The organism is Enterobacter sp. TCD1-1 (assembly GCF_020567405.1).
GTDB classification, from domain to species: domain Bacteria; phylum Pseudomonadota; class Gammaproteobacteria; order Enterobacterales; family Enterobacteriaceae; genus Enterobacter; species Enterobacter quasiroggenkampii.
This window is the reverse complement of the sequence record NZ_JAJCXF010000009.1, coordinates 78,634-104,576: the sequence shown is the minus strand read 5'-3', so window position 1 is coordinate 104,576 and position 25,943 is coordinate 78,634. Positions and strand designations below refer to the sequence as shown.

Below are 25,943 nucleotides of genomic sequence, written 5' to 3'. Positions count from 1 at the left end.
CTGCCAGGCATCAATTAAGTGAAGAGGCCATCCGAAAGGATGGCCTTTTTGCGTTTATACGCCAAAAAAACGGCAGGCCGGGTAAGGCAAAGCCGCCACCCGGCACGTCAGGGCGCACTCCACGTCACAATAAAGCCCGCAATCCCATCCACATCATTTAAGTCCAGCACCGGAACCTCAAGCGGCAATACCACATCACTGGCCACCGCAATAACATGCTCATCAAGCGTCAACTCGCTCATATCATGCCCGGCATCGCTTCTGAACAGCAGGATCTTAGGTACTGCCTCATGCTTAAATCCCTCAATCAGCACCAGATCCAGGGTGGAATGATCCATCCGACTGACCAGATAAGCGAGATCCAGCGGCGCCTCATCCGGCGTTTCTGTCATTAACGCCCAGCGCTGAGGACTTGCTACCATCGTTTGTGCTGCTCCGGCCTTACGCAGCTCATAGCTGTCTTTTCCTGGCGTATCGATATCCATGTTGTGATGACTATGCTTAATCAATCCTGGACGAAGGCCTCTGGCACACAGCGCGGGTATCAGCTTTTTCAGCAGCGTGGTTTTCCCGGTCCCACTCCATGCGGAAATGGCTAAAAGAGGTATCATTTTTTCTCCTGCATCATCTGCAAATCTTCATGCGTATTCACGTTCACAAACGCTGATTTCACATCGCTAAAATCAACGGAATGGCCGTCAGACTCACGCATGAAGACCATCACCCTGCGCTCTCCCACAGCCAGATAGCTCTGCAGAGCAGGCACTAGCGATCGATGCATCAACGCGATAGCAGGATGGTCACGCTCGCCGTCATGTACCCAAACCACAGGTGCTGTACCACGAAGCAGGAACAGACGCTCGACGAGATCGGAGGGAATAAACGGGTTATCGCAGGGGCAGAAGATAAACCACTCTCCGTGCGACTGTTGCATGACCGAAAGCATACCGGCAAGCGGGCCCGGGTAATTCTCAAGGCTATCCTGATAAACGGCGTACCCGCTGCGCCGGTAAGTGTCGATATGCCTGTTCGCGCTGATGGCCATTGCCGTCACCTGGCCGGCGAGCGTATCGGCGACATGCTGCCATAAGGGTTTTCCATTAAGAAGCTGAAGCCCCTTATCTTTACCGCCCATTCGCGTTGCTCTGCCGCCTGCCAGAACGACCCCGATGATTTCCTGGCTAACATTCACGAATATCGCCTCTTTTATTGTGGGATTGACCCTGCTAACGTGTCACTCTAAATGAAAGGAGCACCACCATGAAATGTAAACGTCTGAATGAAGTTATTGAACTCCTCCAGCCCGCCTGGCAAAAAGAGCCAGAGCTAAATCTGATGCAATTTTTACAGAAACTGGCGAAAGAGTCAGGTTTTGACGGCGATCTGGCAGACCTTTCTGACGACATCCTGATCTACCACCTTAAAATGCGCGACTCCGCCAAAGATGCTGTTATTCCTGGTATTCAGAAAGATTATGAGGAAGATTTTAAGACCGCATTGCTGCGCGCCCGAGGCGTAATTAAAGAGTAAAAGCTTGTAAGCGGCGGCACCGAAATCGCCACAAGATGATATCCTGAATCATTCGTATAATTTCCGGATGATCGGATGAACGACCAGGCTTTTACTTTCCAGACATTACACCCGGACACCATTATGGATGCCCTGTTTGAACAGGGTATTCGGGTGGATTCCGGGCTAACACCATTAAACAGCTACGAAAACCGCGTCTATCAATTTCAGGACGAGGATCGTCAGCGCTACGTCGTAAAATTCTATCGTCCTGAACGCTGGTCCGCTGAACAAATTCAGGAAGAGCATCAGTTTGCTCACGATCTGCTGGATGACGATGTCCCCGTTGCCGCGCCCCTGAAATTCAATAACCAAACGCTCCTCACGCACGAAGGGTATTACTACGCAGTATTCCCAAGCCTGGGTGGTCGTCAGTTTGAAGCGGATAATATCGATCAGATGGAGTGGGTTGCCCGCTATCTTGGGCGTATACACCAGACGGGACGCAAAAAAGCCTTTATTGCCCGCCCGACGATGGGGATTCAGGAATACCTTCTTGAACCGCGCGAACTATTCGAAACGTCTGCAATGATCCCCGCTGCGCTAAAGGATGATTTCCTCAACGCCACCGATAAGCTTATTGCTGCAGTGAAAACCTGCTGGCGCGATGATATTTCCGTCCTGCGCCTGCATGGCGATTGTCACGCCGGGAATATTCTCTGGCGTGATGGCCCGCTGTTTGTCGATCTCGATGATGCGCGTATGGGGCCAGCGGTTCAGGACCTGTGGATGCTGCTCAATGGCGACAAAGCCGAGCAACGCATGCAGCTTGAAACCATTATTGAAGCTTATGAAGAATTTAGCCCGTTTAATTCAGACGAAATTGCCCTGATTGAGCCTTTACGTGCGATGCGTTTTGTTTATTATCTCGCATGGTTAATCAGGCGTTGGGACGATCCGGCATTTCCTCGCAATTTCCCGTGGCTTACCGGAGAGGATTACTGGCGTAGCCAGATATCTACATTTACTGAGCAGGTTAAGGTTCTTCAGGAGCCCCCTCTGCAATTAACGCCGATGTATTAATTGGACACACCCAGGAGAGAGTTAATCATGAAAAAAATTTGGCTGGCGCTGGCAGGTATGATTCTGGCATTTAGCGCTTCTGCTGCGCAGTTTACCGACGGCAAACAGTTCATCACGCTGGACAAGCCGGTCGCTGGCGAGCCACAGGTTCTGGAGTTCTTCTCGTTCTATTGCCCACACTGCTATCAGTTCGAGCAGGTGCTGCATGTTTCTGACAACGTGAAGAAAAAGCTGCCGGAAGGCACCAAAATGACCAAGTACCACGTTGAGTTCCTGGGCCCATTGGGTAAAGACCTGACTCAGGCATGGGCGGTGGCGATGGCACTGGGCGTGGAAGATAAGATCACTTCGCCAATGTTTGAAGCCGTACAGAAAACCCAGACCGTTCAGACCACTGCGGATATCCGTAAAGTGTTCGTTGATGCGGGCGTGAAAGGTGAAGAGTACGATGCCGCATGGAACAGCTTCGTGGTGAAATCACTGGTTGCCCAGCAGGAAAAAGCGGCTGCTGATCTCCAGCTTCAGGGCGTTCCGGCGATGTTTGTTAACGGCAAATATCAGCTGAACATGCAGGGCATGGACACCAGCAGCATGGATATTTTCGTACAGCAGTATGCAGATACCGTGAAATACCTGGTTGAGAAGAAGTAATTTCGTTGATGTAAAAACGCCGGTCACTGACCGGCGTTTTTGTATGAAGATTTTATCTTGTCTATCTGTTCGTCTTTCTCTTTCCAGAGCGTATTAAGCCACTGCTGGAAACGACGTTTGAAGTTCTTATCGTTTACGTAATCACCGTGCAGTTCAGCGTCAATCGGAACCAGATCGACGTGCACGACAATGCGCGTCAGTTTGCCGCTGAGCATATCGAAGAACGGCGTCCTGTCGTTTTCCGGATAGCAGAGCGTGACGTTAAGAAGTTTATCGAACTGTGCTCCCAGTACGTTAAGCGCCATCGCAATCCCTGCCGCTTTTGGCGGCAACAGGTGCTGATAAGGAGAGCGAGTTTGCTGGCGCTTCTCTTCCGTAAACCGGGAACCTTCAACAAAGTTCACGATGGTCGTAGGATGTGCGCGAAACTTTTCACAGGAACGGCGCGTGGTCTCCACATCCTTACCGCGACGTTCCGGATGACGAATCAAATAGCTGCGCGAATAGCGTTTCATAAACGGCATATCGAGCGCCCAGCAGGCCAGCCCGATAAAAGGCACCCAGGCGAGCTGCTGTTTCAGGAAGTATTTGTTCATCGGGATGTGTTTGCGAAAAAGCACGCATAACACCACGATGTCCGCCCAGCTGTGGTGATTGCAGATCAGCAGGTACCAGTTCTTTTTGTTGAGACTCTCGAGCCCTTTGACATCCCACTTCAGATGCGGGTTAAGGCACAACAGGATCGCCAGCCCTTCGCACCAGCAATACATCATGAAGTTACAAAATGCGGACACGGCTCGCCACACCACGGGTACGGGCAGCAGCAGTTTAATGATCCCGGCGAGAATGATCGGCACGGAACAGGCGATCGTCACCAGGATAGTTAAAATGATGCTTAGCAGTAATGTTATTGCAGCGAGCAATCTCGACATGATGAGCTTTTTCAAATAGTTAGCTGTAAGTGAGCGACCGGCTAGTCGACGCTGGGCGCTGATTTTACCAGAAAACAAACGAATGAATGGCGCTTTCACATGATGATTTGGCGGCTTTTACCCTGGCGCAGCAGATTTCTCTGGGGTTCTGCGCGAATCAAGGCTTATATCCACATAGACTAAATTGCCATCAGTTGACCATATAGATAAGATCTAACAACATAACAGCATGATAATTAAGATCTAAATATTACCTCATATGTGTTTTTCGTGTCTGTTATTCATATGAAGTGAAAATATTCACAAACTTATCCACAGTTTTATTTTTGCGAGCGATCCTCACTATCGCAAAATCTTTTCCTGTATCTGGCGCTAATAACTGATGTTTTCATCCTTCTGTGGCATCCTTTACTCATAAATTGATTAAAGGCACGGACATTATGGTTCAGATCCCAGAAAACCCTCTTATTCTCGTCGATGGCTCTTCTTACCTGTATCGGGCATACCATGCGTTTCCTCCTCTGACCAATAGCGCAGGGGAACCTACCGGCGCAATGTACGGCGTGCTGAATATGTTGCGCAGCCTGATCCTGCAGTATCAGCCAACCCATGCGGCCGTCGTTTTTGATGCAAAAGGCAAAACGTTCCGCGACGAGTTGTTTGAACATTACAAATCCCACCGTCCGCCAATGCCTGACGATCTGCGTGCGCAGATAGAGCCGCTGCATGCCATGGTAAAAGCCATGGGGCTACCGCTGCTGGCCGTTTCTGGCGTTGAAGCCGATGACGTCATCGGTACGCTGGCGCGTGAAGCCGAAAAGATGGGGCGTCCCGTGCTGATCAGCACCGGTGATAAAGATATGGCACAGCTGGTGACGCCAGGGATCACCCTGATTAACACCATGACCAACACCATTCTGGGGCCTGAAGAGGTCGTCACTAAGTATGGCGTGCCGCCAGAGCTGATTATCGATTTCCTCGCGTTGATGGGCGACTCCTCGGATAACATCCCTGGTGTTCCTGGCGTCGGTGAGAAAACCGCGCAGGCGCTGCTTCAGGGGCTGGGCGGGCTGGATACGCTCTACGCCGAATCAGACAAAATCGCCGGGCTTTCCTTCCGTGGTGCAAAAACCATGGCCGGGAAGCTGGAAGAGAACAAAGAGGTGGCTTATCTCTCCTATAAGCTGGCAACCATCAAAACCGATGTCGAACTGGAGCTGGGCTGTGAGCAGCTGGAAGTGCAGCAGCCTTCTGCGGACGAGCTTCTAAGCCTGTTTAAGAAATACGAATTCAAGCGCTGGACCACTGACGTGGAAGCCGGCAAGTGGCTGCAGGCAAAAGGGGCGAAACCTGCTGCAAAGCCGAAGGAGACGATTGTCGTTGACGCAGAAGAGCAGGCGGAAGAAGAAGCCGTGGTGCTTACCTTCGACAACTACGAAACCCTTCTTGAAGAGTCGCAGCTCATTGCCTGGATCGAAAAACTGAAAAAAGCGCCGGTCTTCGCCTTTGACACCGAAACGGACAGTCTCGATAACATCTCTGCCAATATGGTAGGCCTGTCATTTGCGACAGAGCCTGGTCATGCGGCCTATGTTCCCGTGGCGCACGATTACCTGGACGCGCCGGAACAGATCTCCCGTGAGCGCGTGCTTGAGCTGCTGAAGCCGATCCTGGAAGACGAAAAGGCGCTTAAGGTTGGGCAAAACCTCAAGTACGACCGTGGCATTCTGCAAAACTACGGCATTGAACTGCGCGGGATCGCCTTCGACACCATGCTCGAATCCTACATTCTGGACAGCGTCGCGGGCCGCCATGATATGGATTCCTTATCTGACCGCTGGCTTAAGCACAAAACCATCACCTATGAAGAGATTGCCGGTAAAGGGAAAAATCAGCTCACCTTTAACCAGATTGCTCTCGAAGAGGCAGGACGCTACGCGGCTGAAGACGCTGACGTTACGCTGCAGCTGCACCTGAAGATGTGGCCAAAGCTGCAGAAGCACGAAGGTCCGCTGAACGTGTTCCAGCATATTGAGATGCCGCTGGTGCCCGTGCTGTCCCGCATTGAACGCAACGGCGTGAAAATCGATCCAACGGTGCTGCATAACCACTCCGGGGAACTGGCGCAGCGTCTGACCGAGCTGGAGCAAAAAGCGCATGAGCTTGCAGGCGAGCCGTTTAACCTCTCTTCGCCGAAGCAGCTGCAAACCATTCTGTTTGAAAAGCAGGGCATCAAGCCGCTGAAGAAAACCCCTGGTGGTGCGCCTTCAACCTCTGAAGAGGTGCTGGAAGAGCTGGCGCTGGATTACCCGCTTCCAAAAGTGATTCTGGAGTACCGTGGTCTCGCGAAGCTGAAGTCTACCTACACTGATAAGCTCCCGCTGATGATCAATCCGAAAACGGGCCGCGTGCACACCTCATACCATCAGGCTGTCGCGGCGACCGGTCGTCTCTCGTCAACCGATCCCAACCTGCAGAACATCCCGGTACGTAACGAAGAGGGCCGCCGTATTCGCCAGGCTTTCATCGCACCAGAGGATTATCTGATTGTCTCGGCGGACTACTCGCAAATCGAACTGCGCATTATGGCGCACCTGTCCCGCGACAAAGGCCTGCTGAGCGCTTTTGCCGAAGGGAAGGATATCCACCGGGCGACTGCAGCCGAAGTCTTCGGTCTGCCGCTGGACAGCGTAACCAACGAACAGCGCCGCAGCGCTAAGGCGATCAACTTCGGGCTGATTTACGGCATGAGTGCATTCGGGCTTTCGCGCCAGCTCAACATTCCGCGTAAAGAGTCGCAGAAGTATATGGATCTCTACTTCGAGCGTTATCCGGGCGTGCTGGAATATATGGAACGTACCCGCGCGCAGGCGAAAGAGAAAGGCTACGTTGAAACCCTGGACGGCCGCCGTCTCTATCTCCCGGACATCAAATCCAGCAACGCCGCGCGCCGCGCGGGTGCAGAGCGTGCCGCGATCAACGCCCCGATGCAGGGTACTGCGGCGGACATTATTAAGCGTGCAATGATCGCCGTTGATGCCTGGCTCGAGAAAGAGAAACCGCGCGTGAAAATGATCATGCAGGTACACGATGAACTGGTATTTGAAGTGCACAAGGACGACCTCGACGCCGTGTCGAAGAAGATCCACGAACTGATGGAAAGCAGCATGACGCTGGACGTGCCGTTGCTGGTGGAAGTGGGAAGTGGTGAAAACTGGGATCAGGCTCACTAACGGTTCTTCGCATAACGCGCTGTTTATGTAAGTTTGCAACATAAGAACGTGCGTTTTGTGACGATCATTAGAATTCCCTATGTAAAGAATGAAAAAAAACTACAAAAAGTGCTTTTTCTACAGCACAAAAAGGGGTAGAGTTATCGGCGTAGGGTACAGAGGTAAGATGTTCTATCTTTCAGACCTTTTACTTCACGTAATCGGATTTGGCTGAATATTTTAGCCGCCCCAGTCAGTAATGACTGGGGCGTTTTTTATTGCGGCAAAGAAACTTTCGGGCAAAAAAAAGCGCGGCTATCGCCGCGCCCGGTATTACTCTTCTTCCGCTTCCGTCGCGGGTTCCAGCTCGTTAAACCAGGTGTCGAGCTTTTGACGCAGCTTGTCCACGCCCTGCTTTTTCAGCGAGGAGAACGGTTCAACCTGCACATCCCCGTTGAACGCCAGCACCGCTTCACGAACCATATTCACCTGCGCTTTACGCGCGCCGCTTGCCAGCTTATCGGCTTTTGTCAGCAGCACCAGCACGGCGATATCGCTTGCCACCGCCCAGTCGATCATCTGCTGATCCAGATCTTTCAGGGGATGGCGAATATCCATCAGCACCACCAGACCTTTCAGGCACAGGCGTTTTTCCAGGTATTCACCCAGCGCACGCTGCCACTTGATTTTCATCTCTTCGGGTACCTGCGCGTAACCGTACCCCGGTAAGTCGACCAGGCGTTTGCCCTCTGCGACTTCAAACAGGTTGATCAGCTGGGTACGGCCAGGTGTTTTTGAGGTACGCGCGAGGTTCTTCTGATTGGTCAGCGTATTCAGGGCGCTGGATTTCCCCGCATTAGAGCGGCCAGCAAAGGCCACTTCAATACCGGTATCAGAGGGGAGGTGGCGAATATCGGGCGCACTGGTGACAAAATGCGTCTGTTGGTAGTTCCAGGTAGTCACGTGGTCGTCTCCAAAATCGTAATCTGAGGGGGATTATACCCGAATGCAGGCAAAAGGCTTTTCTGATTGCTATACCCTGTAGGCGAATGCCCCCACCGGTGTGAGAGATCGGCCAGTGATGCTATGGGAGATTTCAGAGAATTCGCAGGCGTTAAAAAATGCAAACTGTTTTAAATCATAAGCTTATTTTCGGGTAATTGTCTGAAAATCTCTTTTTATACCGTTTCGTTGCTTGTTAGTTTAACGGAACAAGGTAAAGTGTGCGTCAGGGCGAGGAAGCCAACAGGAAATCGACTTAAGGATTAGGGTCAGGAGCGCCAGGAGGCGAAGACGCAGGATTGTCAGGACGACCAGCGCCTGGAGGCGTTTTAACAGGAAATGGAACCGTATCACGGACGGTATTAGCCAAGGGATAAACAGGGTTTGTTGTTGGCAAACATGGAATGTCTGACCCGCTAAGGGTTGTGAGTCAGGAAAAAAGGCGACAGATTGCTCTGTCGCCTTTTTTCTTTGCTTGCTTTCTGCTAGATTTCGCCGCAATTCTATACTGAAGAAAACGACTTAAAGATAAAACATCATGAAAAAACCAACCTCCGCTGCGGGCGCGAAACGCCCTGCAAAAGCACGCCGCAAAACGCGCGAAGAACTGAACCAGGAAGCGCGCGACCGCAAACGCGACAAAAAACATCGCGGTCATGCTGCGGGTAGCCGTGCCAACGGTGGTGGTGCAGCGGGCGCTTCTGCAAAAAGCAAACAGCAGAAAGATCCTCGTATCGGCAGTAAAACTCCCATTCCACTGGGCGTGACAGACACCCCGGTCACTAAGCAGCACAAACCAAAGAGCGAGAAACCTATGCTTTCACCGCAGGCTGAGCTGGATTTGCTGGAGAACGATGAGCGCCTGGACGCGCTGCTGGAACGTCTTGAAGAGGGTGAAACCCTGACCGCTGAAGAGCAGTCATGGGTGGATGCCAAACTGGATCGCATCGACGAGCTGATGCAGAAGCTGGGCCTGTCATACGACGATGAAGACGACGAAGAAGAAGACGAAAAGCAGGAAGATATGATGCGTCTTCTGAAGGGTGGAAACTAACATTTGCACCCGGCAGGCACGATAGTCCTGCTTATAACCCTTCCGGTTATATGTTATCTGGTGTGGTTATTCGTTAAACTACGGCGGTTGTCGCGGCGACAGAAGTGGCTGCGCACCCGAATGATGGCCCGCAATGGGGTCAGAACGGGCCGCCGTATACGAACGCGACACCAACGGAAGGAGTGAGCATGTCAGCACCAACTATCGACTGGGATTTGGCCCTAATCCAGAAATATAACTATTCCGGGCCGCGTTATACGTCATACCCCACCGCGCTGGAGTTCTCCGATGCCTTCGGCGAGGGGGATTTTCAGCAGGCTGTTGCGCGCTATCCTGAGCGTCCGCTGTCGCTCTACGTCCATATTCCGTTCTGCCACAAGCTTTGCTACTTCTGCGGCTGCAATAAAATCGTGACCCGCCAGCAGCATAAAGCCGACCAGTACCTTGACGCGCTCGAACAGGAAATTGTGCATCGCGCGCCGCTGTTCAAAGGCCGTCACGTCAGCCAGCTGCACTGGGGCGGCGGCACGCCAACCTATCTGAATAAAGCGCAAATCAGCCGCCTGATGACGCTTCTGCGCGATAATTTCAGTTTTAACGACGACGCAGAAATCTCGATCGAAGTCGATCCGCGTGAAATTGAGCTGGATGTACTGGATCACTTACGCGCCGAAGGCTTCAATCGTCTGAGCATGGGCGTGCAGGATTTCAATAAAGAGGTTCAGCGTCTGGTGAACCGCGAGCAGGACGAAGACTTTATCTTTGCCTTACTCAACCATGCGCGTGAAATTGGCTTCACCTCGACCAATATTGACCTGATTTACGGCCTGCCAAAGCAAACGCCGGAAAGCTTCGCCTTCACGCTGAAGCGCGTGGCCGAACTTAACCCGGACCGTCTGAGCGTCTTTAACTACGCGCATCTGCCGACGCTGTTTGCCGCCCAGCGTAAAATCAAAGATGCCGATCTGCCTTCTGCCCAGCAGAAGCTGGATATCCTGCAGGAAACCATCACCTCGCTGACCGACACCGGCTATCAGTTTATCGGCATGGATCACTTTGCCCGTCCGGACGACGAACTGGCGGTCGCTCAGCGCGAAGGGGTCCTGCACCGCAACTTCCAGGGCTACACGACCCAGGGCGATACCGATTTGCTGGGAATGGGCGTCTCCGCCATCAGCATGATCGGCGACTGCTACGCGCAAAACCAGAAAGAACTGAAGCTGTATTACCAGCAGGTTGATGAGACGGGCAACGCGCTGTGGCGCGGCATCGCATTAACGCACGACGACTGTATCCGTCGCGATGTGATTAAGGCGCTTATCTGCAACTTCCGTCTCGATTTCAGCGACGTGGAAGCGCAATGGACGCTGAACTTTAGCGATTATTTCGCGGAAGACCTGAAGCTGCTGGCGCCGCTGGCGAAAGACGGGCTGGTGGATGTGTCGGAGAGCGCGATTGAGGTCACGCCAAAAGGGCGTCTGTTGATCCGCAATATCTGCATGTGCTTCGACGCGTATCTGCGTCAGAAAGCGCGTATGCAGCAGTTCTCGCGGGTGATTTAAACTGCAATGCCGGGTGGCGGCTTCGCCTTACCCGGCCTACAAAAGTGCGAAATGTAGGCCGGGAAAGCGAAGCGCCACCCGGCTTTTCATCGCCAACTCGCTAGCTAAACAGCCCAACCAGCGCCGCACACAGCACCGCCGCAACGGCGGTTTGTGGCGTGTGGCTTTCAGCGGCTCCGCTAGAGAGCATATTCACGAATGTTTCCAGCATGATGTTCACCCCCAATTTCCGGGCACGATCATACAAAACTCATCGGAACAGTAAAGCGCAAAATAACGGCAATTTGCGCTCAATTAATAACCTTTACACAAGCGCGGATATTATTCCATTCCCAGCTCTTTCAGCTTGCGCGTCAGGGTATTGCGTCCCCATCCCAACAGGCGAGCGGCTTCCTGCTTGTGGCCCTGCGTATGACGAAGCGCGGTAGTTAACAGCGTACGCTCCATCTCAGGCTGCGCTTCAGACAGCAGGTTTTGATGACCGGAACGCAGCGCGCGGTCGGCCCACTGCGCCAGCAGCGTTGCCCAGCTGTCCGGCAAAGCATGCCCGGTGCTGCTTTCAGGCGCGGTCGCTTCAAACAGCTCGGCCGGTAAATCCTGAATCAGCACTTCCTGCCCGGCGGCCATCACGGTTAACCAGCGGCAGGTGTTTTCCAGCTGACGCACGTTGCCCGGCCACGCCAGGCGCGTAAGGGCAGCATCGGTTTCCGGGTGAAGCTGCTTGGCCTCCACACCCAGCTCGCGGGCGGCTACCTGCAGGAAATGGCGCGCCAGGCGGGGAATATCTTCCCGGCGTTCACGCAGCGGCGGCAGATGAACGCGAATGACGTTCAGACGATGGAATAAATCCTCACGGAATTTGCCTTCCTGCACGCGCTGCTCCAGGTTCTGGTGGGTCGCGGCAATAATGCGCACGTCCACCTTCACCGGTGCATAGCCGCCCACGCGGTAAAACTGTCCGTCCGCCAGCACGCGCAGCAGGCGGGTCTGGACATCCAGCGGCATATCGCCGATCTCATCCAGGAACAGCGTGCCGCCGTCTGCCTGTTCGAACCGCCCCTGGCGAATGGTATTTGCGCCAGTAAACGCCCCTTTTTCGTGCCCGAACAGTTCGGATTCAATCAAATCCTTCGGGATCGCCGCCATATTCAGGGCAATGAACGGTGCTTTTGCCCGCGGGCTATGGCGATGCAGGGCATGCGCCACAAGCTCTTTACCGGTTCCCGATTCGCCGTTAATCAAGACGCTGATGGACGAGCGGGACAGACGGCCAATAATGCGAAAGACGTCCTGCATCGCCGGCGCTTCGCCGATGATGTCGGTGGTTGGCCCAAAATCGGGCGCGTGGCGCGGCTGCTGCTGCTCCTGATAGTGGCTAATCGCGCGCTCGACCAGCGCCACCGCCTCGTCGATATCAAACGGTTTGGGCAGATAATCGAATGCCCCTTGCTGATAGGCGCTCACCGCGGCATCCAGATCGGAGTGGGCCGTCATTATGATGACCGGAAGCATAGGGTGGCGTTGTTTGATCTGCTTTAACAGCGCCAGCCCGTCCATGCCCGGCATGCGAATATCCGACAGCAGAACATCGGGCGTTTTGGTGGTGAGTGCGTCGAGCACTTCGCTGCCGCTCTCAAACGTCGTGCAGCTTAATCCCGCCCCTGTGAGCGCGCGTTCAAGCACCCAACGGATGGAGCTATCGTCATCGACTACCCAGACTATCCCTCGTTGCATAAACGTCACCTTTATTTTTTAATCGGCAGGAAAACCGAAAACTCGGTATGTCCCGGCCAACTGGTAAATTCAATTTTTCCAGAGTGTTGATCGATCAAACTGCGGGCAATGGATAAGCCCAGGCCGGTTCCGCCTTCGCGACCGCTGACCATCGGGTAGAACAGGGTGTCCTGCAGATGCGATGGAATGCCGGGCCCGTTATCCTCGACGTCGATTCGGGCTGCAAGCCGATAGCGCACGCCGTGTAACGTGAGCTGGAAGGCGGTACGGGTGCGTAAAATAATCTCGCCCCCGTCAGGCCCCAGCGCCTGCAGGGCATTGCGCACAATGTTCAACAGGACCTGCTCAATCTGATCCGGGTCATGAGCCAGTTCCGGCAGGCTTGGGTCGTAATCACGTACCAACGTGACGTTCTCCGGCAGCTCCATCGAGACGAGCTTCACCACCCGTTCAGCCACTTTATGGATGCTTTCTGTGACGTGCATTCCCGGCTGCTGTGGCCCGAGAAGGCGGTCAACCAGATTCCGCAGACGGTCCGCCTGCTCGATGATGACGTTGGTGTACTCCGCCAGCGCAGGGTCGGGCAGCGCCTTGGTCAGAAGCTGCGCCGCACCGCGTAATCCGCCCAGCGGGTTTTTGATTTCATGCGCCAGACCGCGCACCAGGTCTCGGGCGGCAATTTGCTGTGCATGCTGAAGCTGTTCCTGGCTCAGTCGGCGCTGATTATCCATCGGCGCCATTTCCAGCAGGATCAGACCTTCGGGAAGACGTTGCGCGGTCAGCGACAGAATGTGCGAACGCCCGTCGATCACCAGCGTCACTTCGTTATCGGTGAAACCCTGGCCTGCCTGTAAACTTTCCTGCATCAGGCCAATATTCAGCGAAAAATAGCTCAGGAGTTCCGGAAGTGGGGTGCCGAACAATTTACGTGCGCTTTGGGCGAGCAGCTGCTGTGCCGCCGGGTTGGCGTAATGAACGGCCAGCTCGTCATCGACCAGCAAAATGCTGTTAATCAAAGAATTGAGGATCTGCCCAGCATCGGGCAGCGTGCCAGTTGCCATTCAGCAGTCTCCTGGAGTCGTTTGCACTAATTTAGTGCAGTATAGCGTTTTCGGCGTCAAAAGCGCGTGAGATCAGATTGTTGGTGGAGAAAAAAGCCCATCCGGAGATGGGCTAAAAGTTTCCACGGCAACTACTCCCGGCGCTTGTCACGCCGGGTAAAACAACTTAATTAAACGCTGTAGTACAGTTCGAACTCAACCGGATGCGGAGTCATACGCACGCGGTCGTTCTCTTCAGTGCGCAGCGCGATGTAAGCATCGATAGCGTCGTCAGTGAATACGCCACCTGCAGTCAGGAACTCGCGGTCTGCGTCCAGCGCCTGCAGGGCTTCTTCCAGAGAGCCAGCAACCTGTGGGATCTCTTTCGCTTCTTCTGGCGGCAGGTCGTACAGGTTTTTGTCCATCGCTTCGCCTGGGTGGATCTTGTTCTTGATACCGTCCAGACCGGCCATCAGCAGTGCTGCGAAGCACAGGTATGGGTTAGCCGCTGGATCCGGGAAGCGCACTTCGATACGACGCGCTTTAGGAGACGCCACCACCGGGATACGGATAGAAGCAGAACGGTTACGCGCAGAGTAGGCCAGCATCACTGGCGCTTCGTAGCCCGGGACCAGACGCTTGTAGGAGTTGGTGGTTGGGTTCGCCAGGGCGTTGATCGCTTTAGCGTGTTTGATTACGCCGCCAATGTAATACAGCGCCTGCTCGGACAGACCGGCATATTTGTCGCCAGAGAACAGGTTGGTACCGTTCTTGGACAGAGACATGTGGCAGTGCATACCGGAACCGTTGTCGCCAAACATTGGTTTTGGCATGAAGGTCGCGGTTTTACCGAAACGGTGCGCAACGTTGTGCACAACGTATTTGTAGATCTGAATTTCGTCCGCTTTTTTGGTCATGGTGTTGAAGCGGGTAGCCACTTCGTTCTGACCCGCCGTCGCCACTTCGTGGTGGTGCGCTTCAACAACCAAGCCCATCTCTTCCATCACCAGACACATAGTGGAACGAATGTCCTGTGCAGAGTCGACCGGAGGAACCGGGAAGTAACCGCCTTTCACGCCTGGACGGTGACCTTTGTTACCACCTTCGTATTTGGTGGAGGAGTTCCATGCGCCTTCGATGTCGTCGATAGCCACGTGTGAGCCAGAAATAGACGCACCGAAACGGATGTCATCGAACAGGAAGAACTCTGGCTCTGGCCCGAACAGAACGGTGTCTGCGATGCCGGTAGAACGCAGGTACTCTTCAGCGCGTTTCGCGATAGAACGTGGGTCGCGGTCGTAGCCCTGCAGGGTGCCTGGCTCGAGGATGTCGCAACGGATGATCAGGGTAGGTTCTTCGAAGAACGGATCAATGACCGCAGTGGTCGCATCTGGCATCAGAACCATGTCGGATTCGTTAATGCCTTTCCAGCCACCAATGGAGGAGCCGTCAAACATTTTGCCTTCTTCAAAGAATTCGGCGTTCACCTGATGAGCAGGGATTGTGACGTGCTGTTCTTTACCTTTGGTATCGGTGAAGCGCAGATCAACAAACTTCACTTCATGTTCGTTCAGCATCGTCAAAACGTGTTCAGCGGACATACTTAACTCTCCAGATTGGTCATTGTCGTCGTGGTAACGAGGTCTTCAATTTCTGTTTGTACTGGCTGGTGCCATGTATTTTTTATAAAGCGAAATCTGTGCCAACTTTTAAAACACCCCAAAAAGGCGTTATCATGCGCACCATAGTGCAAAAGGGCTGCACCACGATGGATTTGTTGCACCAGTATAGTGCTTCAATGTGAACATTGAGCACCATATTGGTGCAATTTACGTTAAAGTGCCCTTTTACCGCTCCGTGAAAGCGATCACAAAGCATCTCTGCAATACTTGTTTGCGGGGGATGTTTGTGATCCTGTTTTGTAGTGCGATTAATCCGTGTACAATAACGCGCTATTTCTAAATGCCTGAGGCAAAGTTGTGATCGAAAATTTGCGTAACATCGCCATCATCGCGCACGTTGACCATGGTAAAACTACCCTGGTCGATAAGCTGCTGCAGCAATCCGGTACGTTTGATGCGCGTGCCGAAACCCAAGAACGCGTGATGGACTCCAACGATTTGGAGAAAGAGCGTGGGATTACCATCCTCGCGAAAAACACCGCGATTAAATGGAATGACTACCGTATCAACATCGTTGATACCCCAGGGCACGCCGACTTCGGTGGTGAAGTTGAACGTGTAATGTCCATGGTAGACTCCGTTCTGCTGGTCGTTGACGCAATGGATGGCCCAATGCCACAGACGCGCTTCGTGACCAAAAAAGCATTTGCCCATGGTCTGAAGCCAATCGTTGTTATCAACAAAGTTGACCGCCCTGGCGCGCGTCCTGACTGGGTTGTTGACCAGGTATTCGACCTGTTCGTTAACCTCGACGCGACCGACGAGCAGCTGGACTTCCCTATTGTTTACGCCTCTGCGCTGAACGGTATCGCAGGTCTGGACCACGAAGACATGGCTGAAGACATGACCCCGCTGTATCAGGCGATTGTTGACCGTGTTCCTGCGCCAAACGTCGATCTCGACGGTACCCTGCAGATGCAGATCTCTCAGCTCGATTACAACAACTACGTTGGCGTTATCGGCATTGGTCGTATCAAGCGCGGTAAAGTGAAGCCGAACCAGCAGGTCACTATCATCGATAGCGAAGGCAAAACCCGTAACGGTAAAGTTGGTAAAGTACTGACTCACCTGGGTCTTGAGCGTATCGAGAGCGACATCGCTGAAGCGGGCGACATCATCGCTATCACCGGTCTGGGTGAACTGAACATCTCCGACACCATCTGCGATCCGCAGAACGTCGAAGCGCTGCCAGCCCTGTCCGTTGATGAACCAACCGTATCCATGTTCTTCAACGTCAACACCTCTCCGTTCTGTGGTAAAGAAGGTAAGTTCGTTACCTCTCGTCAGATCCTTGACCGCCTGAACAAAGAGCTGGTGCACAACGTTGCGCTGCGCGTTGAAGAAACCGAAGACGCTGATGCATTCCGCGTTTCGGGTCGTGGTGAGCTGCACCTGTCTGTTCTGATCGAAAACATGCGTCGTGAAGGTTTCGAAATGGCGGTTTCCCGTCCGAAAGTTATCTTCCGCGAAATCGATGGCCGTAAACAAGAGCCGTTCGAAAACGTGACGCTGGACGTTGAAGAGCAGCACCAGGGTTCTGTGATGCAGGCTCTGGGTGAGCGTAAAGGCGACCTGAAAAACATGAATCCAGATGGCAAAGGCCGCGTACGTCTCGACTACGTGATCCCAAGCCGTGGCCTGATCGGCTTCCGTTCTGAGTTCATGACCATGACTTCAGGTACCGGTCTGCTGTACTCCACCTTCAGCCACTACGACGACGTTCGTCCGGGTGAAGTGGGCCAGCGTAACAACGGCGTGCTGATCTCCAACGGTCAGGGTAAAGCGGTTGCGTTTGCGCTGTTCGGTCTGCAGGATCGCGGTAAGCTGTTCCTGGGTCACGGTGCTGAGGTTTATGAAGGCCAGATCATCGGTATTCACAGTCGTTCTAACGACCTGACCGTAAACTGCCTGACCGGTAAGAAACTGACCAACATGCGTGCGTCCGGTACTGACGAAGCAACGGTTCTGGTTCCACCGATCAAGATGACTCTGGAGCAGGCTCTGGAATTCATCGATGATGACGAACTGGTCGAAGTGACTCCACAGTCAATTCGTATCCGTAAACGTCACCTGACCGAGAACGATCGTAAACGTGCTATGCGCGGTGCGAAAGAAGACTAATACGGTTAATCCGTAGTAAAAAAAGCCGCTGATTTCTCAGCGGCTTTTTTGTTGCTATTTAAAGCTGTATTTCACCCCCAGCATCCCCTGCGTATCGCTGTAGCCTTTGTCGCCTATCTGCTGAGCCACGTTGCCCCATACGCTAAGCTGCGGCGTAATCTGCCCCTCTACGCCTGTCTTGAGTTCACCGATATTGCGCGTACCACGCATCTCATTGCTAACGTCATCCATGCGGATATGCGTGGTCTGGGTGTTGTGGATCCAGTTCGCTTCGATAAACGGCTGGAAGGTCCGTGATTTACCGTCGTCAATCGCGTTATGTCCGCTGATGTAGGCCTTCACGCCGAGGCGCGTCATCAGGTTCCCCTGGGTTTCGTCTTTCACCCGCGTGCCGTTGCGCTCACGATGGTCGTCAGCCTGCACGTCCATCCAAACGGCCTGCGCTTTCGGCTGGAGCCAGTAGCTGTTGCGGCCGCTTTCGCCCACCTTAACGCTATAGCCTGCTTCTACAGAGGCGGTCACGCCGCTGGAGCGATAGTTCTCTGTGGCCTGATCCTGTCCCATCACCTTATTGTCGAACCAGTTATACAGCACCCAGCTATCAACGTAAGTGCCACTTTTATCCGCGTCGTTTGCGTACCAGGTACCGTACAGACCGACGCTATAGCCATTCACTTCACCGCGTGAGTGGTAGCCGGTCAGGCTGGAAGCGCTCCGGCTCTGACTGTTGCCGTAGCCCGCCATCAGGCCAAGATGCCAACGGTCCAGACCGTCGGTGCTCCACTGGGCGACATCGCCACCCAACTGCAGCACGTAGCGATTGGCGGTGGTTTTTAACTGGCCGCTGCCATCTCTGAAACGCGTATGACCGCCGACGTTACGCATCCACAGGCTCGTCACTTTCTGCTCGCCAGTGAGCATGTCGGTGTACTGCGTTTCACCCAGACGATCGTGCAGGCGGGTCATAAACAGCGTATTTGCCGCATAGCTGTTTGCCAGATAGCTACCAAATTCCGGGCGATACTGATGCTCGCTTTTCGGTGGTGCAGGCGGTGGGACCGGATCTTGCGGCGGAATCACTGGGTCAACGGGCGGATCTACCGGGTCGACTGGTGGGTCCACAGGGTCAACAGGCGGGTCTACGGGGTCGACCGGTGGGTCAACTGGATCAACGGGCTCGGCCAGGCTGGTCAGAAACCAGTTTTTACCTTTTTGCACAACGTTATAGTCATAACCGCCCGCCACGATACGGCTGGCCTTCTCAAACGTCCCGTCAGAGTTGCCGCCAACGCTGACAATTTCAATCCCTTCTACGGTTTGCGCGCCAGTACCGCCAATGTTGTTCACTTCCACCCCGGTATGACCGGACGTGTTGCCTTCAACAATCAGTTTGTCCGTTTCCGAAGTGTCGTCAAACAGGACGGTATTGAAAACCAGCTTGCCGCCGTTGCCGATAAAATCATCCTTGATGGTCAGCGTTTGCCACGCCGCGTCCTCTGCATGCTGAAAATTAATCGTGCCGCCCGCATTCAGCGTCAGGCTGGTTAGCGTGGAGCTGTCGCGCAGATTCCAGACGGCATCATTCATCGTCAGTGCGATAGTACCGGTACCCGCGGCGTTGCTTTCAATGAAGGACGCCCCATTCCACAGGGAGTTGTCATCCATTGTCAGCGTAATGGTACTGTTTTGTGCCGGAAGCGTGCTGGTGGCCGCGACGCCGCCCGCGGAAAGGACATCGCCGTTGAGGATTAATTTGCCTCCAGCGGACGCGTCAATTACCCCGCCGTTACTGGCGTTCAGGGCATAGCTACCGTTGTCGCCATGGCCTGCGGTGGTAATGGTTGCACCACCCGCGAGGGCTATCACGCCGCGTGACCAGGCATACATCCCGTGCGGCGCTTGCGCAGAGCTGCTGGTTTTCTCGCTGCTGTTTACCGCAATGGCGACGTTATCTCCCAGATTCACCGCACCGGTGTAAGCATAGACGCCATGCGCGCTGGCACCGTTGGTCGTGATAGTGGCGCCTTCATCAAGGGTGATAGTAGACGAGCCGGTAGAATAAACCCCGGAAGCACTGGCCGCGTCGGTGGTAATCGTCGCGCTTTTGCCTAGCTCAATTTTTGACGCAGAGCCCGCATACAGGCCATAGGCCGATGTGCCGTACGTTTCGATGGTCGCCTCATCTCCCAGACGAACGTAAGAGCCGCTCTGGTTGGTTCGGATCCCTTCGGCGTAGGTACCGCGCGTCACAATATGGGCACGATCGCCGACGATAACGTTATTTTTTGCCTTCGACGCATCATTCAGTGCATAGGCGCTAATCCCGCGTCCTGTGCTGCCCGTGGTTTCGATATAGAGATCGTCCCCCACATAAATATTGGCGGAGCCAAGCGATCCCTGGCTGAAGGAGCTGTAGCCGGCATTGATGCCGTCACCGCTTTGGCCATTAACGTAAATGTGGGTGCGATCGCCGGTAATGATAAATACCGGGTTGTCCGGCGTGTTGATACCGTGGGTACGAATACCGTCGACGTCTTTACCATTATTGGCAGCCACTTTTGACTGGGTGCGAATAGTCAGATCGTCACCAAATATCACCCCCGGACTGCCGGACGTGGAGTTCTGAATAACGGTAACGGAATGCTCAAAGGCTTCCGCCCCAGGCCCTTCGAGGGTGATCCCATCTCCGTAGATCGGGATATTACCGGCGCTGTACTGGTAGACATAGTTAGGATCGCCGGTATTTTTGATAAAGTTCGTGTTTGCCGTTGCAGGTATCATCGCCTGTATTTCTGCAGGCAAATCCGTTACCGCTCCGGAAGCGGGTAAATTAGCAAAATCTATTACCGCTGCATGTGCGGTAAATAGCGCTGACGACAACGCCAGCGAAATCGCAGCGGCGACTGGTGAGTGTTTCATTAAATATGGCATGACTGCCCCCTTTCTTTCAGGCGTACAACATCCTCCACACCATTAAATGTGGGTAGGTAAACAGGTTGAAATTACAAAATAGAAACGAGAATTTTATGAATGCTGGTGCCTAACTTCCTCTCAAGTCGTATTTTATGGACGTAAATTTTTTTAACATCAATGCCGTCTGTTTTTATAATCTCCTGAAGGCACGCTCCTGACAAAAATCTATTAAGCAACGTGAATTCAAAAGCATTTAAGATACTGCCGCGTCTGCTATTCACTCGTCTCCCGGTGAATAGATGGCTAATCTTTTCTTTTAATATAATGTCACTGTCATCTGAATAAATAACTCCCTTTATTTCACTGCGGTGAGTGAGAAAATAATTGGCCAATGCTTCCAGCTTGCGGTCTGAGATAATCACAATGTTCATGTTAGTTCTCGCCAGACGTTCAATCCATTGCGGATCGGCAAGTTCGCGCAGGTTGTACATCGAAAAGTCTACAAATATAAATCCGCGTAATAAGTGATTCTTGTTTCCCCGCACTATTTTATTTTCTACTGCAATCTGCAGGAAATGGTTATCACCTGGCCAAACTGCGAACGAGGCGTTTCCACAATATTGTGAACGTACTGTGTTATCTGGATATAACTGACAGGACAATTCACAGCTTATACAGCGGACAACCTTATGCGACGATGTTATCATCCAGTCCACTCCTGTCTTATTTTCACCGTCAATATTTCACTGCCATGCAAATGTGTCAATCTTGAAACATATCCAGTGGCCCTCTCTTGTTTATGAAAAATAGTGATAAAGAATATAAATTCCTGGTGATGTCTATTCTGTCAGGCCATGGCCATCGCGAAAGGACATACGTTGGTCGACGTATTCCAGGAATATTCGACAGTCCCTTAAGATTATTCGACAAAAAAAATCCCAGGAGAAGATTCACGAAATAGCACTAAAAGCTAAAGATTCGTTTCTTTAATCTGCCGCAACGACCGTCTTTTCTCTTGTTGTGGCTCAATATAATTATTTGGTCTGGCGAAGTGTAATGAAATCTCATTATGTCGTTTTAGATGAGAAAAACCTAAGAAAAACACCTCTTAACCTATTGAAAATAAATGTGTTATTTTTAATCTTAGTTGGAATGGTATCGCGTCCTGATCCTTCTGACCTATACTCTTGTTAAATATACGTATGTCTTTTTGGTGTGTATGGTTAAGTATTGTTATTGCTGAGGAAAGGAAAATTGTATCTCATTAACAAATTGGTCGAGTATGATCCAGAAAACAAAACCCTGGTAAATCATATTTCCGGGCGCTCGATACAATTGCAGCTTCCTGCCAACCTCTGTTTTCTCTATCTCGTCACCCATCCCGGAGAAATAATTTCGCAAAATAAGTTAATGATAGTGGGGTGGGGTGAGCGCAATGACGTCACCACACCGAATACCTTTTATCAGGCTATTTTGACATTACGCAACGCCCTGGCTGAGGTGGGGTTACCGCGCGATACGGTAAAAACGATTTCGCGTCGTGGGCTTATGCTTTCCGAAGCCACCCAGGTTGAACGATTTATCCCAGGCGCTGAGCCGATAATAGCCAATAAAGACGCAGTCGTTGCCGATAGCACCGCGGTGAAGAGTCCGGCCTGGCTGATAATAACGACCGCAACGCTTTTGCTGATCGCGCTTATCAACGGGGGGATATTATACAAACAGCACCAGAACATGCCGTTTAGTCACTACATTCCACTTTCTACGGGCAGCAGTGCCTGCCAGCTTTTTTATGCGCCTAACGAACCTATGCAGGACCATTACTTGCGCTTGTTAAACAATAACCCTGGCCTGTGTGCCGAAAAGCGATATGTTTTTCTCATCGGCTACAGTAAAACGGAGCGAATCGCGGCGTTTGCCTGTAATAAGGATCCGCGTCGCGACGCGGCAGCGTTTTGTACCACCCATTATTTTTGGGCACACGAGCAATGATGACTCTTCGAAACCGTATTATTTTACTGGCGGCGATTCTGGTGGCAGCTATTACCAGCGGCTGGCTAGCTTACTCGAATTTGTCGAGTACGCCGATACGCTGCACGGGAAATGTGGAATGGACGATTGGTAAAAACCGATTTGTGGGTACGGTTTCCTGGCGAATGCAGCATCGGGAGGGCGCGACCATCATTAACGGTAAATTATTTGGTCAGACGGTGTCTGAAGTTAACCGGACCATCTATTTTCACTACAGTTACCATCAGAATGCGCGCGTGTTAAATAACGATCGTATTGTTAAAACCTTCGCCGATAATGCGGATGAGGCTGATATCAACGCAACGCTACCGGGCTTTTACCGTACGCCGGGTCGGGACCTGAGCCTGATGATTGATGAGTACCGGGGGGCCTGGCTTTTTGCCGCGTCAAACGTCCCTTCACTTTACTGTCGTAAAAACGCGCCGTAAAAATCGATCGCACACCTTAGAGCGCACGCATAGTCAAATCTCTTTATTCCCGCTACAGTTACCTCTCCACGGCGAGCAGGAGATAAACATGCTTTATATCTTTGATTTAGGAAACGTCATCGTCGATATCGATTTTAATCGCGTGTTGGGTGCATGGAGCGACTTTAGCCGCGTGCCGCTGGCAACGTTAAAGCAAAATTTCGCGATGGGTGAGACCTTCCATCAGCATGAACGCGGCGAGATCAGCGATGAAGAATTCGCTGAACGTTTCTGTCAGGAGATGGATCTACCGTTAAGCTACGAGCAGTTTTCACACGGCTGGCAGGCCGTATTTGTCGCCATCCGGCCTGAGGTGATCGACATCATGCATAAGCTTCGCGAGCAGGGACATCGGGTCGTTGTGCTGTCAAACACCAACCGTCTGCACACCACGTTCTGGCCTGAGGAGTACCCTGAAGTTAAGGCGGCGGCGGATAAGATCTATCTCTCGCAGGAGATGGGGATGCGTAAGCCTGAAGCGCGAATTTATCAGGCTGTTCTGCAGGCAGAGGGATTCACCGCCGCCGATGCGGTCTTTTTCGATGACAACGCCGATAATATAGAGGGAGCTAACCAGTTGGGTATTACGTCAATTCTGGTGACCGGAAAAGAGACGATACCTGACTACTTTGCGAAGCAGCTATGCTAAAAACCGTTCATCAAAAAGCCACGCACCATACTCGCCCACTGCGGGCCTGGCTGAAACTGCTCTGGCACCGGATTGATGAGGACAATATGACCACGCTGGCGGGTAACCTCGCCTACGTGTCGCTGCTCTCATTGGTGCCGCTGGTGGCGGTCATCTTTGCCCTGTTCTCCGCCTTTCCGATGTTTGCGGACGTCAGCGTGCAGCTTCGTCATTTTGTCTTTGCGAATTTCATTCCGGCAACCGGGGATGTCATCCAGAACTACATTGAGCAGTTTGTTGCTAACTCCAGCAAGATGACGGCAGTGGGGGCGTGCGGTCTTATCGTCACCGCGCTGCTGTTGATGTACGCCATCGATAACGCGCTAAACACGATCTGGCGGAGTAAAAAAGCGCGGCCAAAGGTCTATTCCTTTGCCGTGTACTGGATGATCCTCACGCTGGGACCGCTGCTGGCCGGGGCGAGCCTGGCAATCAGTTCTTATCTACTCTCCCTGCGCTGGGCGAGTGATTTAAACGGCGCTATTGATAATGTGCTTCGCATCTTTCCGTTGATCCTGTCGTGGCTCTCGTTCTGGCTGCTCTATAGCGTTGTGCCGACCACGCGCGTGCCTAACCGCGATGCGGTCGTGGGGGCGCTGGTGGCGGCATTGCTCTTTGAGCTCGGTAAGAAAGGGTTTGCCCTCTACATCACTATGTTTCCGTCCTATCAGCTGATTTACGGCGTGCTGGCGGTGATCCCCATTTTGTTTGTCTGGGTCTACTGGACATGGTGTATCGTCTTGCTTGGTGCTGAAATAACTGTCACTCTCGGTGTATACCGCGAACTTAAAAAAGCAGCAGCAGCTGAAAAACAACAAGAAGCAGACCAACCATGATTGCATTGATACAGCGCGTAACCCGTGCCAGCGTCACCGTGGAGGGAGAGGTGACGGGTGAAATTGGCCCAGGACTTTTGGTGTTGTTAGGTGTCGAAAAGGATGATGACGAACAAAAAGCCAACCGCTTGTGTGAGCGCGTGCTGGGCTACCGTATTTTCAGCGATGCGGAAGGCAAAATGAACCTGAACGTCCAGCAGGCAGGCGGCAGCGTGCTGGTGGTTTCCCAGTTTACGCTGGCAGCGGATACCGAGCGCGGTATGCGCCCGAGTTTCTCCAAAGGGGCCGCGCCGGATCGTGCAGAAGCACTTTACGAGTACTTTGTTGAGCGTTGTCGCCAGCAGGACATGAATACGCAAACCGGACGATTCGCTGCAGATATGCAGGTATCGCTGGTGAACGATGGCCCCGTCACATTCTGGCTCCAGGTATGAGCATACTTACGGCATGGCCGCGGGTAACAAGAGAGAGTACAGCTATGTATCACCTTCGAGTACCGCAAACGGAAGAAGAGTTAGACGCTTATTACCAGTTCCGCTGGGAAATGCTGCGCAAACCACTGCATCAGCCAAAAGGCTCTGAACGCGACGCCTGGGACGCGATGGCCCACCATCAGATGGTGATGGACGAAGAGGGCAACCTCGTGGCCGTCGGGCGTTTGTATATCAACGCCGATAACGAAGCGTCTATTCGCTTTATGGCGGTTCATCCCTCCGTGCAGGACAAAGGTCTGGGTACGCTAATGGCGATGACCCTGGAATCCGTCGCCCGTCAGGAAGGCGTTAAGCGCGTCACCTGTAGCGCCCGCGAAGATGCCGTTGAGTTCTTCGCTAAACTCGGTTTTGTGAATCAGGGGGAAATCACGACCCCGCAAACCACGCCGATTCGTCATTTTTTGATGATCAAACCCATCGCTACGCTGGACGATATTCTGCATCGCGCCGACTGGTGCGGACAGCTCCAGCAGGCCTGGTATCAGCACATTCCGCTCAGTGAAAAAATGGGCGTGCGCATTCAGCAGTACACCGGACAAAAATTTATTACCACCATGCCGGAAACCGGCAATCAGAACCCGCACCACACGCTGTTTGCCGGCAGCCTGTTCTCACTGGCCACGCTCACCGGCTGGGGACTGATCTGGCTGATGCTGCGCGAGCGCCATCTGGGTGGCACCATCATTCTTGCCGATGCTCATATCCGCTATAGCGCACCGATCAGCGGCAAGCCGAGTGCGGTGGCCGATCTGGGGTCACTGGGCGGCGATCTGGACCGTCTGGCTCGTGGCCGCAAGGCTCGCGTCCAAATGCAGGTTGAACTGTTTGGTGATAAAACACCGGGCGCGGTGTTTGAAGGCACCTACATTGTTCTTCCGGCGAAACCTTTTGGCGCGTATGAAGAGGGTGGGAACGAGGAGGAGTAATCTCCT

23 protein-coding genes are annotated in these 25,943 nt (G+C 53.0%); 13 read left to right on the top strand and 10 right to left on the bottom strand.

The window, feature by feature from the left end; all coding sequences use genetic code 11:
* Positions 1–107: 107 nt before the first annotated feature.
* Together mobB and mobA are read right to left on the bottom strand one after the other, a co-directional pair.
* Positions 108–611, bottom strand: coding sequence for a molybdopterin-guanine dinucleotide biosynthesis protein MobB (mobB, locus tag LJA86_RS21580; RefSeq protein WP_229226710.1), 504 nt, complete (start codon positions 609–611; stop codon positions 108–110).
* Positions 608–1,192: a molybdenum cofactor guanylyltransferase MobA gene (gene mobA, locus LJA86_RS21575; RefSeq protein WP_229226709.1), complete on the bottom strand. Its 585-nt coding sequence runs from the start codon at positions 1,190–1,192 to the stop codon at positions 608–610. The genes mobB and mobA overlap by 4 nt, the downstream gene beginning before the upstream one ends.
* 68 nt (positions 1,193–1,260) lie before the next feature.
* Here mobA and LJA86_RS21570 point away from each other — a divergent pair, with 68 nt between their 5' ends.
* The 3 genes from LJA86_RS21570 (at position 1,261) to dsbA (ending at position 3,243) form a co-directional block, all read left to right on the top strand.
* Complete coding sequence (locus LJA86_RS21570; RefSeq protein WP_008501866.1) at positions 1,261–1,530, top strand: YihD family protein; 270 nt, start codon at positions 1,261–1,263, stop codon at positions 1,528–1,530.
* 75 nt (positions 1,531–1,605) lie between these two features.
* A complete protein-coding gene (locus LJA86_RS21565) occupies positions 1,606–2,592 on the top strand; it encodes a serine/threonine protein kinase (RefSeq protein WP_045909080.1) in 987 nt (328 codons plus the stop codon).
* 27 nt (positions 2,593–2,619) lie between these two features.
* The gene (gene dsbA / locus LJA86_RS21560; RefSeq protein ID WP_045909081.1) at positions 2,620–3,243 is read left to right on the top strand and encodes a thiol:disulfide interchange protein DsbA; all 624 of its coding nucleotides are present in this window, start codon (positions 2,620–2,622) and stop codon (positions 3,241–3,243) included.
* Positions 3,244–3,266: 23 nt separating this feature from the next.
* On the opposite strand, the gene LJA86_RS21555 is transcribed toward dsbA, so the two are convergent.
* Complete coding sequence (locus tag LJA86_RS21555) at positions 3,267–4,175, bottom strand: acyltransferase (RefSeq protein ID WP_024909221.1); 909 nt, start codon at positions 4,173–4,175, stop codon at positions 3,267–3,269.
* A gap of 440 nt (positions 4,176–4,615) precedes the next feature.
* Here LJA86_RS21555 and polA point away from each other — a divergent pair, with 440 nt between their 5' ends.
* Entirely contained in the window at positions 4,616–7,408 is a 2,793-nt protein-coding gene (polA, locus tag LJA86_RS21550) for a DNA polymerase I (RefSeq protein WP_229226708.1), read from the top strand.
* 312 nt (positions 7,409–7,720) lie between these two features.
* Here polA and yihA read toward each other — a convergent pair whose 3' ends face one another.
* On the bottom strand, positions 7,721–8,350 hold the full coding sequence (gene yihA / locus LJA86_RS21545; protein WP_048226811.1) for a ribosome biogenesis GTP-binding protein YihA/YsxC: 630 nt from the start codon (positions 8,348–8,350) through the stop codon (positions 7,721–7,723).
* A 577-nt stretch (positions 8,351–8,927) separates the two neighbouring features.
* Between yihA and yihI the strand changes: the two genes are divergently transcribed.
* Both yihI and hemN read left to right on the top strand, forming a co-directional pair.
* The gene (gene yihI, locus LJA86_RS21540) at positions 8,928–9,443 is read left to right on the top strand and encodes a Der GTPase-activating protein YihI (protein ID WP_008501860.1); all 516 of its coding nucleotides are present in this window, start codon (positions 8,928–8,930) and stop codon (positions 9,441–9,443) included.
* A gap of 188 nt (positions 9,444–9,631) precedes the next feature.
* On the top strand, positions 9,632–11,005 hold the full coding sequence (gene hemN, locus LJA86_RS21535) for an oxygen-independent coproporphyrinogen III oxidase (RefSeq protein ID WP_229226707.1): 1,374 nt from the start codon (positions 9,632–9,634) through the stop codon (positions 11,003–11,005).
* 100 nt (positions 11,006–11,105) lie between these two features.
* On the opposite strand, the gene LJA86_RS21530 is transcribed toward hemN, so the two are convergent.
* The 4 genes from LJA86_RS21530 to glnA all read right to left on the bottom strand — a co-directional run bounded on the left by LJA86_RS21530 (position 11,106) and on the right by glnA (position 15,380).
* Positions 11,106–11,216 (bottom strand): YshB family small membrane protein, encoded by a 111-nt coding sequence (locus LJA86_RS21530; protein ID WP_032622955.1) that lies wholly within the window; start codon positions 11,214–11,216, stop codon positions 11,106–11,108.
* A 110-nt stretch (positions 11,217–11,326) separates the two neighbouring features.
* Positions 11,327–12,739, bottom strand: a complete 1,413-nt coding sequence (gene glnG / locus LJA86_RS21525; RefSeq protein ID WP_023309765.1) for a nitrogen regulation protein NR(I) — start codon at positions 12,737–12,739, stop codon at positions 11,327–11,329.
* Positions 12,740–12,750: 11 nt separating this feature from the next.
* Positions 12,751–13,800, bottom strand: coding sequence for a nitrogen regulation protein NR(II) (gene glnL, locus LJA86_RS21520; protein ID WP_032644301.1), 1,050 nt, complete (start codon positions 13,798–13,800; stop codon positions 12,751–12,753).
* A gap of 170 nt (positions 13,801–13,970) precedes the next feature.
* Positions 13,971–15,380, bottom strand: a complete 1,410-nt coding sequence (glnA, locus tag LJA86_RS21515; RefSeq protein WP_008501856.1) for a glutamate--ammonia ligase — start codon at positions 15,378–15,380, stop codon at positions 13,971–13,973.
* A 378-nt stretch (positions 15,381–15,758) separates the two neighbouring features.
* Between glnA and typA the strand changes: the two genes are divergently transcribed.
* The gene (gene typA, locus LJA86_RS21510) at positions 15,759–17,582 is read left to right on the top strand and encodes a ribosome-dependent GTPase TypA (RefSeq protein WP_023331638.1); all 1,824 of its coding nucleotides are present in this window, start codon (positions 15,759–15,761) and stop codon (positions 17,580–17,582) included.
* A 54-nt stretch (positions 17,583–17,636) separates the two neighbouring features.
* On the opposite strand, the gene LJA86_RS21505 is transcribed toward typA, so the two are convergent.
* Entirely contained in the window at positions 17,637–20,513 is a 2,877-nt protein-coding gene (locus LJA86_RS21505) for an autotransporter outer membrane beta-barrel domain-containing protein (RefSeq protein ID WP_229226706.1), read from the bottom strand.
* A 71-nt stretch (positions 20,514–20,584) separates the two neighbouring features.
* Positions 20,585–21,202, bottom strand: coding sequence for a helix-turn-helix transcriptional regulator (locus tag LJA86_RS21500; protein ID WP_229226705.1), 618 nt, complete (start codon positions 21,200–21,202; stop codon positions 20,585–20,587).
* Positions 21,203–21,749: 547 nt separating this feature from the next.
* Here LJA86_RS21500 and LJA86_RS21495 point away from each other — a divergent pair.
* The 6 genes from LJA86_RS21495 to fabY all read left to right on the top strand — a co-directional run bounded on the left by LJA86_RS21495 (position 21,750) and on the right by fabY (position 25,937).
* Positions 21,750–22,487, top strand: coding sequence for a winged helix-turn-helix domain-containing protein (locus LJA86_RS21495; RefSeq protein ID WP_048226821.1), 738 nt, complete (start codon positions 21,750–21,752; stop codon positions 22,485–22,487).
* Entirely contained in the window at positions 22,484–22,954 is a 471-nt protein-coding gene (locus LJA86_RS21490) for a hypothetical protein (RefSeq protein ID WP_048226823.1), read from the top strand. The genes LJA86_RS21495 and LJA86_RS21490 overlap by 4 nt, the downstream gene beginning before the upstream one ends.
* An 88-nt stretch (positions 22,955–23,042) precedes the next feature.
* Positions 23,043–23,642 (top strand): glucose-1-phosphatase, encoded by a 600-nt coding sequence (gene yihX, locus LJA86_RS21485; RefSeq protein ID WP_045909089.1) that lies wholly within the window; start codon positions 23,043–23,045, stop codon positions 23,640–23,642.
* Positions 23,636–24,517 carry a virulence factor BrkB family protein gene (locus LJA86_RS21480; protein ID WP_045909090.1) on the top strand — a complete coding sequence of 294 codons (882 nt, stop codon included), beginning with the start codon at positions 23,636–23,638 and terminating at the stop codon, positions 24,515–24,517. The genes yihX and LJA86_RS21480 overlap by 7 nt, the downstream gene beginning before the upstream one ends.
* On the top strand, positions 24,514–24,951 hold the full coding sequence (gene dtd / locus LJA86_RS21475; RefSeq protein ID WP_006808716.1) for a D-aminoacyl-tRNA deacylase: 438 nt from the start codon (positions 24,514–24,516) through the stop codon (positions 24,949–24,951). Before LJA86_RS21480 ends, dtd begins: the two co-directional genes overlap by 4 nt.
* Before the next feature lie 44 nt (positions 24,952–24,995).
* Positions 24,996–25,937 carry a fatty acid biosynthesis protein FabY gene (gene fabY, locus LJA86_RS21470; protein WP_023309755.1) on the top strand — a complete coding sequence of 314 codons (942 nt, stop codon included), beginning with the start codon at positions 24,996–24,998 and terminating at the stop codon, positions 25,935–25,937.
* Positions 25,938–25,943 lie beyond the last annotated feature (6 nt).

Excerpts from the sequence above, each read along its gene's own strand:
- LJA86_RS21555 (WP_024909221.1), bottom strand. The coding sequence starts at position 4,175 with ATGTCGAGATTGCTCGCTGCAATAACATTACTGCTAAGCATCATTTTA.
- LJA86_RS21570 (WP_008501866.1), top strand. The coding sequence starts at position 1,261 with ATGAAATGTAAACGTCTGAATGAAGTTATTGAACTCCTCCAGCCCGCC.
- polA (WP_229226708.1), top strand. The coding sequence starts at position 4,616 with ATGGTTCAGATCCCAGAAAACCCTCTTATTCTCGTCGATGGCTCTTCT.
- dtd (WP_006808716.1), top strand. The coding sequence starts at position 24,514 with ATGATTGCATTGATACAGCGCGTAACCCGTGCCAGCGTCACCGTGGAG.
- LJA86_RS21490 (WP_048226823.1), top strand. The coding sequence starts at position 22,484 with ATGATGACTCTTCGAAACCGTATTATTTTACTGGCGGCGATTCTGGTG.
- yihX (WP_045909089.1), top strand. The coding sequence starts at position 23,043 with ATGCTTTATATCTTTGATTTAGGAAACGTCATCGTCGATATCGATTTT.
- glnA (WP_008501856.1), bottom strand. The coding sequence starts at position 15,380 with ATGTCCGCTGAACACGTTTTGACGATGCTGAACGAACATGAAGTGAAG.
- hemN (WP_229226707.1), top strand. The coding sequence starts at position 9,632 with ATGTCAGCACCAACTATCGACTGGGATTTGGCCCTAATCCAGAAATAT.
- fabY (WP_023309755.1), top strand. The coding sequence starts at position 24,996 with ATGTATCACCTTCGAGTACCGCAAACGGAAGAAGAGTTAGACGCTTAT.
- mobB (WP_229226710.1), bottom strand. The coding sequence starts at position 611 with ATGATACCTCTTTTAGCCATTTCCGCATGGAGTGGGACCGGGAAAACC.
- LJA86_RS21505 (WP_229226706.1), bottom strand. The coding sequence starts at position 20,513 with ATGCCATATTTAATGAAACACTCACCAGTCGCCGCTGCGATTTCGCTG.
- LJA86_RS21565 (WP_045909080.1), top strand. The coding sequence starts at position 1,606 with ATGAACGACCAGGCTTTTACTTTCCAGACATTACACCCGGACACCATT.
- yihI (WP_008501860.1), top strand. The coding sequence starts at position 8,928 with ATGAAAAAACCAACCTCCGCTGCGGGCGCGAAACGCCCTGCAAAAGCA.
- dsbA (WP_045909081.1), top strand. The coding sequence starts at position 2,620 with ATGAAAAAAATTTGGCTGGCGCTGGCAGGTATGATTCTGGCATTTAGC.
- LJA86_RS21480 (WP_045909090.1), top strand. The coding sequence starts at position 23,636 with ATGCTAAAAACCGTTCATCAAAAAGCCACGCACCATACTCGCCCACTG.
- glnG (WP_023309765.1), bottom strand. The coding sequence starts at position 12,739 with ATGCAACGAGGGATAGTCTGGGTAGTCGATGACGATAGCTCCATCCGT.
- glnL (WP_032644301.1), bottom strand. The coding sequence starts at position 13,800 with ATGGCAACTGGCACGCTGCCCGATGCTGGGCAGATCCTCAATTCTTTG.
- LJA86_RS21530 (WP_032622955.1), bottom strand. The coding sequence starts at position 11,216 with ATGCTGGAAACATTCGTGAATATGCTCTCTAGCGGAGCCGCTGAAAGC.
- LJA86_RS21500 (WP_229226705.1), bottom strand. The coding sequence starts at position 21,202 with ATGATAACATCGTCGCATAAGGTTGTCCGCTGTATAAGCTGTGAATTG.